Origin of the sequence: Peribacillus sp. NPDC096622 (assembly GCF_044762665.1) — a bacterium.
Lineage (GTDB): Bacteria > Bacillota > Bacilli > Bacillales > DSM-1321 > Peribacillus > Peribacillus frigoritolerans_B.
Genome location: NZ_JBIWES010000056.1, coordinates 1 through 1,800 on the forward strand (window position 1 = coordinate 1; position 1,800 = coordinate 1,800).

2 protein-coding genes are annotated in these 1,800 nt (G+C 31.7%); both read right to left on the reverse strand.

Annotated features, from left to right (window positions below; translation table 11 throughout):
- Positions 1–208 precede the first annotated feature (208 nt).
- Entirely contained in the window at positions 209–709 is a 501-nt protein-coding gene (locus ACIQYG_RS26805; protein ID WP_402844613.1) for a hypothetical protein, read from the reverse strand.
- 207 nt (positions 710–916) lie between these two features.
- Positions 917–1,573 (reverse strand): VanZ family protein, encoded by a 657-nt coding sequence (locus ACIQYG_RS26810; RefSeq protein WP_402844616.1) that lies wholly within the window; start codon positions 1,571–1,573, stop codon positions 917–919.
- Positions 1,574–1,800 lie beyond the last annotated feature (227 nt).

The following is a 1,800-nucleotide window of genomic DNA, read 5'->3' on the forward strand; positions in this document are numbered from 1 at the left end:
CATTGGAAGGTTATTTGGCATGCACAAATTTAGTATAGCATGAAATATTTTAAGTTTTAATTGAAAAATGTTGACTAACTATTAGCTGGTTTAGTGCCATAAGAAAAGAGCTGCCTTAAAAGACAGCTCTAATCTTCAGTTAACGCAACCGTTAGGTCAATAACAAAGCTTACCACTATGGTTGATGAGGTGTATTTTTATTTTGGTTTTATTCTCCCCTTACATATTCAGGATTAAATTCGAATGGCATAATATCTGTTTTTTTGTAAGTGACGGGTTTTTCATTCGGCATCGTTATAGTAATTTCAGTTTTTTCCTTGTTCATTTCTAACGTTAGAAATGAAGTCCTATTTGAATCTTCACTATAAATTATAGCAGTTAGCTTATTTCCGGTTGATTCGGTTAACTGTAAATGCTTTACGACTTTCTCTTTTCCCTTTTTCGGAATTTTTTGCAGTATATACTTAGCAGATCCTGTGATGTCGCTGCTACCATTAATCATTATGTAGTATTCACCATTTGTCCAACCGCCCGTCATATGATACCTTGGTGCATCGTAAGAAGGCTCTATGTTCTGTTGGGTGGAATCTTGAACCTCGTTTTGTTGAGGAGTATCCACTAATTCATTTTTAAAGTCTAGTTCATTGTCACATGCAGCAAGGATTCCTATAACCAGGAGTCCTACAGTGACTTTTTTAAAATTAAACAAAGGTATGTCCTCCTAAAAGATGAATGTAAATTTCAAACGATTAAATTATCCACCCTAACATTGAGTGTTGAAGACAATAACCTAAATATAACACCATAATAAACCAATTTCTTATACAACTATCCTGCCCCGATAGTTCCATAAAGAAAAAGCTGCCTTAAAGACAACTCTGATCGTCAGCTAAAGCACCTGTTTGTTAAATAAAATTTATATTATAGTTCCTTTATCGTTATCAAACAAACTTGAATTCCCAGAATTTAAATTTTGTAATATTTCGATCTGAAATTTATCGGCTATTTTAAACGTAAATTTATAAATGAAGTATCCAAGAATAACACCTAATACATTACAAATTACGTCATCAATATCAACTGTTCTTCCCCGACCACCTGCTATTAGTTCAATAAATTGTATAGATTCTATACTAATTGATATAACAAATCCGAATAGAACAATATTTTTAAAACCCTTAAATTTATTCCATATTATCGGTGATAATACACCCAAAGGCATCAATAATAATATATTTCCACCCACATTTCTAATAATTAGACTAATCATAAACACGGTATCACCGTCATATGCAATACCTATTTGTTTAATATCGTTTATAATTCCAACAAATGGAATGAGATTTAAGCCAAACTTAATATTTTGCATATTAAAATCAATCCATAAAGCTAATGGAAACAGTGTAACGGAAACAACCATAAGTATGTATAAAACAAAAAGAAAATTAATAACTTCCCTTAACCAATATACTTGTTTTTGTTTTTTTAATTTAAACCCTATTAAAATACCTCTTCCAGCCAAATAACATATAACTCCAATTCCAATAAGTAAACTACCATTAATCAAATACACTCCATCAACCCTTCCTTCCAGCTCAAACAAACCCTTATTTTACCATAAAATATACCTTTGTTGGAATTTAATTCTGTTCGTTCACCAATAAAACCAAGATTTTATTGCGTTTCTTAATGAACTATCCTGCCCCGTTAGTCATAATGAACGAAAACGGCTCCCATCGCTTAACGTAGATTGCACTTGGTCATAATGTTACTACCAAAAATAAAAAACCAAGTGTAGAG